General features: G+C 74.5%; 1 protein-coding gene. It reads left to right on the top strand.

The features are described 5' to 3' along the window. Positions 1–96 precede the first annotated feature (96 nt). A complete protein-coding gene (locus ACZ3OF_RS35205) occupies positions 97–8,205 on the top strand; it encodes a type I polyketide synthase (protein WP_467308912.1) in 8,109 nt (2,702 codons plus the stop codon).

The raw sequence follows: 8,205 nt of genomic DNA, 5'->3' as shown, positions 1-8,205 counted from the left end.
GCGCTCCTCCCGTACCTGCACGACAGCACGCCCGCCGTCCCCCTCCTGCGCCGTGACCGGGACGACACCGAGTCCGTACTCACCGCCCTGGCCCATGTGCACACCGCCGGCGCCACGCCCGACTGGGCCGCCGTGTACGCACCCTGGACCCCCCGACGCATCGACCTGCCCACGTACGCCTTCCAGCGGCAGCGCTACTGGCCGGCGCTCGGCGGTGCGGCCGCGCTCGGAGCCGTGGGGCTGCGCGGCACCCATCACCCGCTGCTCGGTGCGGTGGTCACGGTGGCAGGCGGCGACGGCCTGGTTTTCACCGGGCGGCTCTCCCGGGCCACCCACCCCTGGCTCGCCGACCACCGGGTGGCCGGCACGGTCCTGGTCCCGGGCACCGCGCTCCTCGAGCTGGCCCTGCACGCGGGCGAGCAGGTCGGCTGCCCCGCCGTGGACGAACTCACCCTCGACACGCCGCTGGTGCTGCCCGAGCGGGGCGGGGTCCGCATCCAGGCCGAGGTGGGAGCGCCGCTCGCGGACGGCTCCCGGGAGATCGCCCTCTACTCCCGCCCCGACGACCTGACCGGAGCCGTGGAACCGGCCGGCGACTGGGTACGGCACGCGAGCGGCATCCTCTCGGCCGCCCCGTCTGCCGCCGCCGGCACCCCGCTCGCCCCGTGGCCGCCGCAGGACGCGGCGCCGGTGGAGCTGGGCGACTTCTACGCCACCGCCGCGGACGCGGGCCTCGAGTACGGGCCGTACTTTCAGGGCCTGCAGGCCGCGTGGCGCGGCGCCGACGGAGCGGTGTACGCCGAAGTGGCGCTGCCCTCACTCGGTGGCGCGGGCGCTCCGGAGCCCGGTGGCTTCGGCCTGCACCCGGCACTCTTCGACGCCGCCCTGCACGGAGCGGCACTGTACGACCCGGCGCAGAGCACTCCGGCGCAGGGTGAGCAGTCCGTACGGCTGCCGTTCAGCTGGTCCGGTGTCACCCTGCACGCGACCGGCGCGACCGCTCTGCGCGTACGCCTGGCCCCGGCGGGCACGGACGCCGTCTCCCTCGACCTCGCCGACCCGGAGGGCCGGCCGGTCGCCTCCGTCGCGTCCCTCGTCCTGCGCCCCGCCGGGGCCACGGGCGGCGCCGTACGACCCGACACGCTCTTCCGCGTGCAGTGGACCGCCCTGCCCGCGACGGACGGCCGGGAGGGCGCCCGCCCCTGGACGGTCGTCGCCGGGCCGGCCGAACTCGCCGACCTGGCGGCCCTGCCGGAGGTCCCCGCGCTGGTGGCCGTACACGCCGGTCCGGTGTCCGGCGCCGACACCGACGAGCCCGCCCGCGTCCGCGTCGCCGCGCACCGCGCTCTGGAGTGCGTACGGACCTGGCTCGCCGACGGGCGTTTCACCGACTCCACGCTCGTCCTGCTCACCCGGGGTGCCATGCCCGTCGGCCCGGCCACGGTCGATCCGGCCGGGGCCGCCGTGTGGGGCCTGGTCCGCAGCGCGCAGACCGAACACCCCGGCCGATTCGTCCTGCTCGACCTGGACCCCGCGGACGGCGACGTACCCGGTACGGGACCGGCCGACACCGACGAGCCGCAGCTCGCGCTGCGGGACGGCCGGTGGCACGCCCCGCGCCTCGCCCGCGCCGCCGCCTCCGCGCCGCCGGCCGGCTCCGGGGCGACGGTGGCCCACGGGACCGTACTCGTCACCGGCGGCACCGGTGTCCTGGGCGCCCGGGTGGCCCGGCACCTCGCCGCCGAGCACGGCGTCCGCGAGCTGCTGCTGGTGAGCCGGCGCGGCCCGGCAGCCGCCCGGACCGACGAACTGATCGCCGAACTGGCCGAACTGGGCGCCCACGCACGGGTCGTCGCCTGCGACGTGGCCGACCGCGATGCGCTCGCCGCGGTACTCGCCACCGTGCCCGAGGACCGCCCGCTGACCGGAGTGGTGCACGCCGCCGGGATCGTGGACGACGGCGTGGTCACCGGCCTGACCCCGGAGCGGATCGACGCGGTGCTGGACGCCAAGGCGGCCTCCGCGCTGCACTTGGACGCGCTGGTCGGAGACGTTCCGCTCTTCGTACTGTTCTCCTCCGCCTCGGCGACGTTCGGTTCGGCCGGCCAGGCCGGGTACGCGGCCGCCAACGCGGTGCTCGACGCCCTCGCCCAGCGCAGGCCGGGCGCCGTCTCCGTCGGCTGGGGACTGTGGGAGGAGACCTCCGGCATCTCCGCCGGGCTGGACGAGATGGGCCGGGCGCGGATCACCCGCGCGGGCGGGCCACTCACCACGGCCGAGGCACTCACGATCCTGGACGCCGTCGGTGCAGGTGACACCCCGCACCTGGTCGCCCTCCACCTGAACCTCCCCGAACTCCGGAAGGCCCTGGACGGCGACCCCGCCGGCCAGGCGCCCCCGCTGCTGCGCGGCCTGGTCACCCGCACCACGCGCCCCGCTGCGGCGACGCGTGCGGTACCCGGCGCCGCCTCCCCGCTGGGCGAGCGTCTCACCGCGCTCGGCGAGCTCGAGCGCACCGAGTTCATCGCCGAACTGGTGCGGTCCGAAGCCGCCGGCGTGCTGGGGTACGCCGCCACCGACCCGGTGGAGGACCACAGCACGTTCAAGGACCTGGGCTTCGACTCACTCACCGCCGTCGAACTGCGCAACCGCCTCGGCACCGTGACCGGCCTGCGGCTGCCCGCGACCCTGGTCTTCGACCACCCCTCGCCGCAGGCACTGACGGCCCACCTGCTGTCCCGCTTGATCGGTGAGGAGCGCAAGGCCCCCACGTCGGCCGTACGCGCCTCCCGAACGGCCGCCGCGAACGACGAACCCATCGCGATCGTCGCGATGAGCTGCCGCTACCCCGGCGGGGTGAACAGCCCCGAGGACCTGTGGCGGCTGGTGGCCGAGGGCTCCGACGCGATCGGCCCGTTCCCCGACAACCGCGGCTGGGACATCGGGAACCTCTACGACCCCACCCCCGACGCGTCGGGCAAGTCGTACGTCCTCGAAGGCGGCTTCGTCCGCGACGCCGACCGCTTCGACCCCGCGCTCTTCAACATCTCGCCGCGCGAGGCGCTCGCGATGGACCCGCAGCAGCGCCTGCTCCTCGAGGCCTCCTGGGAGGTCTTCGAACGGGCTGGCATCGACCCGACCTCGCAACGCGGCAGCCGCACCGGCGTCTTCGCCGGACTCATGTACCACGACTACGGCTCGACCATGACCGTGCTGCCCGAGGGCGTCGAGGGCTACCTCGGCACCGGTACCTCCGGCAGCGTGCTGGCCGGCCGTGTCTCCTACACCTTCGGGCTCGAAGGCCCGGCCATGACGGTGGACACCGCGTGCTCGTCCTCCCTGGTCACGCTGCACCTGGCGTGCCAGGCGCTGCGCGCGGGCGAGTGCGACATGGCACTGGCGGGCGGCGTCACCGTGCTCTCCACCCCCGCCGTCTTCATCGACTTCAGCACGCAGGGCGCACTCTCCTCCAACGGCCGCTGCAAGACCTTCTCGGCGGACGCCGACGGCACGGGCTGGGGTGAGGGTGTCGGTGTGCTGCTGGTGGAGCGGCTCTCGGACGCTCTGGAGCGCGGCCATGAGGTGCTGGCGGTGGTGCGGGGTTCGGCGGTCAATCAGGACGGTGCGTCGAACGGTCTGACGGCTCCGAACGGTCCGTCGCAGGAGCGGGTGATCCGTGCCGCGCTGGATGCCGCGCGGCTCACGGTGGCCGATGTGGACGTGGTGGAGGCGCATGGCACGGGTACGAAGTTGGGTGACCCGATCGAGGCGCAGGCGCTGCTCGCGACGTACGGGCAGGACCGTGAAGAGCCTCTTTATCTGGGGTCGTTGAAGTCGAACATCGGTCATACGCAGGCTGCTGCGGGTGTCGGTGGTGTGATCAAGATGGTGGAGGCGATGCGCCACGGCGTGCTGCCGGCCACCCTGCATGTGGGGGAGCCGTCGCCGCATGTGGACTGGGAGGCGGGGGCTGTCGAGCTCCTGACCGAGGCGCGTCAGTGGCCGGAGACGGACCGGCCGCGCCGGGCCGGTGTGTCGTCGTTCGGTGTGAGCGGTACGAACGCGCACGTGATCCTGGAGGCGGCACCCCAGCCCGCCGACGAGGCGCCTGCCGCCCCGGCCGATGCAGAGCCCGTGTCCGCCCCCACGCCCTGGCTGCTCGCCGGCAAGAGCGCGGGCGCGCTCCAGGCGGCCGCGGCACGGCTCGCCGGGCTGACGGACGAGGCGGACCCCGCCGACATCGCCTGGCGGCTGCTCACCGGTCGTGCGGTGCTGGAGCACCGGGCGGTGGTGTTGGGGGAGGACCGTGCGGGGGCGCTGCGGGCGTTGGCGCGGGATGTGTCGCATGCGGGTGTGGTGCGGGGTGTGGCGCGTTCCGGTGGTGCTCCGGTGTTGGTGTTCCCGGGTCAGGGGTCGCAGTGGTTGGGGATGGGGCGGGAGCTGGCGGCGTGGTCGCCGGTGTTCCGGGAGGGTTTGGAGGAGTGTGCGGCGGCGTTGGAGCCGTTCGTGGACTGGTCGCTGTGGGACGTGCTCGACAGCGAGGACGAGGCGTTGTGGGGTCGGGTGGATGTGGTCCAGCCGGTTCTGTGGGCGTTGATGGTGTCGCTGGCCCGACTGTGGCGGTCGTGCGGCGTGGTCCCGTCCGCGGTGGTGGGCCATTCGCAGGGTGAGATCGCGGCCGCTGTGGTGGCCGGTGGTCTGTCGGTCGTGGACGGGGCGCGGGTGGTGGCGTTGCGTTCGCGTGCGCTGCGGGTGCTGGCGGGCCGGGGTGGGATGGTGTCGCTGGCGGCGGGTCCGGGGGTGGCCGCCGAGCTGGTGGCTGGTTTCGAGGGCCGGGTGTCGGTGGCCGCGGTCAACGGTCCCGGTTCGACGGTGGTGTCCGGTGAACCGGAAGCGCTGGACGAGCTGATGGCCTTGTGCGAGACGCGTGCGATTCGGGCGCGTCGCGTGCCGGTGGACTACGCATCGCATTCGGTACAGGTGGAGGAGCTGCGCGAGCAGATCCTTACCGATCTGGCTCCGATCGTTCCCAAGTCGTCTTCGGTGCCGCTGTATTCGTCGGTGACCGGTGGCCGTATCGACACCGTCGTGATGGACGCGGGTTACTGGTACGAGAATCTGCGGTCGCTGGTCCGGTTCGATGAGGCGACGGCCGCGCTGCTGGCCGACGGCCGGTCGGTGTTCCTGGAGTCCAGCCCGCATCCGGTCCTGACCCCCGGCATCGAGCAGTCGCTGGAGGCGTCCGGGCAGCCGGGCGTCACGCTGGCCACCCTGCACCGTGATCGCGGGGATTCGACACGCTGGCTGACCGCCTTGGCCGAGGCCCACGTGGCCGGTGTCCCCGTCGACTGGACCACCGTCCTGGAGGACCGCACGGGCCGTGCGGTCGACCTGCCCACCTACGCCTTCCAGCGGGAACGTTTCTGGCCAGAGAAGCGGGCGCTGCCCACCGACGTCTCCGCCGTGGGTCTCGGCCGCGCCGATCACCCCATGCTCGGCGCGTCGGTGCCGATGGCCGGCAGCGACGGCGTACTGCTCACCGGGCGGATCGCCGCCGGCACCCACCCGTGGATCACCGACCACGTCCTGCTCGGCACGGTCCTGCTGCCCGGCACCGCCCTCGTCGAACTCGCCCTCCGAGCCGGCGAGTCTGCGGGCTTCCCGCACCTGGACGAACTGACCCTGGAGGTCCCGCTCACCCTGCCCGGGGACGGGGCGGTCGTCGTCCAGGTCGCCGTCGGTGACGGCACCTCCGCGGACGACGGCCGTGCGGTCACCGTCTACTCCCGCGCCGAGGGCGACGAGGGCGCCTGGACCCGGCACGCCACCGGCACCCTGCGCGCAACTCCCGCCGGGCCCGCCCCGGAGCCGGTCCCGTGGCCGCCCCGGGACGCCGAACCCGTCGACCCGGCCGGGTTCTACGCGGCCGTGGCCGAAGGCGGCTACGGATACGGGCCGGCCTTCCAGGGCCTGCGTGCCGTCTGGCGGCGGGCCGACGAGGTCTTCGCCGAGATCGTGCTTCCCCAGGAAGCCCGCACCGACAGCGCCGGCTTCGGCCTGCACCCCGCGCTGTTCGACGCGGCCCTGCACGCCGCCGGAGCCGGCCGCCTGTTCCCCGACACCGGCGAGGTGCGGGTGCCGTTCGCATGGCAGGGCGTCACCGTGCACGCCGCGGGCGCCACCGAACTGCGGGTCCGGATCACCCGCTCCGCCGGGCGCGACGCCCTTCGCCTGGAGGCCGTGGACACCTCGGGCGCACCCGTCGTACAGGTGGAGACGCTGGAGTTCCGTCCGGTTTCCGCCGCACAGCTGGCCTCCGCGCAGGGACCGCGCGACGCGCTGTTCGCCGTCGAATGGACGCCCGGCGCCGCAGGCCCGGTCCCCGTCTCGTGGGCCGTGGTCGGCGCCGATGCCCTCGGCGCCGCCGACCAGTTGGCGGAAGAGACGTACGCCGTCGAGTGGCACGCCGACACGGCCGCGCTGACCGAGTCCATCGACGCGGGCATGACCGTGCCCGAGGTCGTCCTGCTCTCCGGGCCGGCCGGGACCGCCGCGACGCACGAGGACGTGCACCGCCGGCTCACCGAGGTGCTCGCCGCCGCACAGACCCTCCTCGCGGACCAGCGTTTCGACGGATCACGCATCGTCCTGCTCACCTCGGGAGCCGTCGCCGTCCACCCCGGCGAGGACATCACCGACCTGCCCGGCGCGGCCGCCCGGGGACTGCTGCGCACGGCCCACTCCGAGCACCCCGGCCGCTTCGCGACGATCGACTCCGACGGCAGCCTCGGCGGACTGACCGAGGCGCTCCTCCCCGGCGAGCCGGAGACCGCCCTCCGCAAGGGCACCCCGCACGTGCCGCGCCTCGTGCGCGCCCGGTCCGCCGACGCGCCCGCGGCGCCCGCGCTGCCGTCCGGGACCGTTCTGATCACCGGCGGAACCGGCGGCCTCGGCGCATTGGTGGCCCGGCACCTCGCGGCCACGCACGGAGTCACCGAACTGCTCCTGCTCAGCCGCTCCGGCCCGCAGGCGCCCGGGGCCGCCGCCCTCACCGACGAGCTCGCCGTGCTCGGAGCCCGGGCGGAGATCGTGGCCTGCGACGCCGCCGACCGGGACCGGCTCGCGCAGGTGCTCGCCGGCCGCCGGATCGGGACCGTCGTCCACGCGGCGGGCGTACTCGACGACGGGGTCCTCACCTCGATGACGCCCGAGCGCCTCGCGACGGTGCTGCGCCCCAAGGCGGACGCGGCGCTCCACCTGGCCGAACTGGTCGAGGCCGAGACGTACGTGTTCTTCTCCTCCGCCTCCGGCACCTTCGGCGGCGCCGGCCAGGCCAACTACGCCGCCGCCAACGCGGTGCTGGACGCCCTCGCCGCCCGCCTCCACGCACAGGGCCGCACCGCGCTCTCCATCGGCTGGGGCATGTGGGCCACGGCCACCGGCATGACCGGTCACCTCCCGGAGGACGTTCGCGGGCGCGCGACCGGCGACGGCACGGCCCTGTCCGACGCGGACGGTCTCGCCCTGCTCGACGCCGCCCTCATCTCCGGCCGGCCCCACCTCGTGGCGGCCCGCCTGGATCTGGCGACGCTACGGACACGTGCGGCCGGCGTCCCGGTGCCGCCGCTGCTGTACTCCCTGGTCCCGCAGCCCGCGCGGCGGGCGGCAGAGGCGGGGGAGAACGCCGCGTCGTTCACCACCCGCCTGGCCGCCCTCGACCCGTCCGAGCGGCGGCAGGCCGTGCTCGATCTCGTACGCGGCCACGCCGCCACGGTGCTCGGGCACACCTCGGCCGACGCAGTGGAACCCGAACAGGGCTTCACCGACCTGGGGTTCAGCTCCCTCACCGCGGTCGAGATCCGCAACCGGCTCAACACGGCCACCGGACTGCGGCTGCCCACCACGCTGATCTTCGACCACCCGAACGCCGCGCGCCTAGCGGACCACCTGCTGGAGCACCTGGTCGTCGAGGACACCGGAACCGGCCCCGCCGCGCTGCTGGCCGAGCTGGACCGGCTCGACACCGCCCTCTCCGGCACCGGCCCGGAGGACGAGACACGCGCACGCGTGGTCGCGCGGCTGCATGCGCTGCTCGCCCGGTACGACGCCGGCGACGACACGGGAGCGGTCGGCACCGCCGCGGACTTCGACGCGGCAGGAGACGAGGAACTCTTCGCCTTCATCGACAACGAAAGAGGAGTCTGA

The sequence above is a fragment of the Streptomyces sp. NPDC022552 genome (genome assembly GCF_055561875.1).
This window is presented reverse-complemented; position numbering and strand designations above follow the sequence as displayed.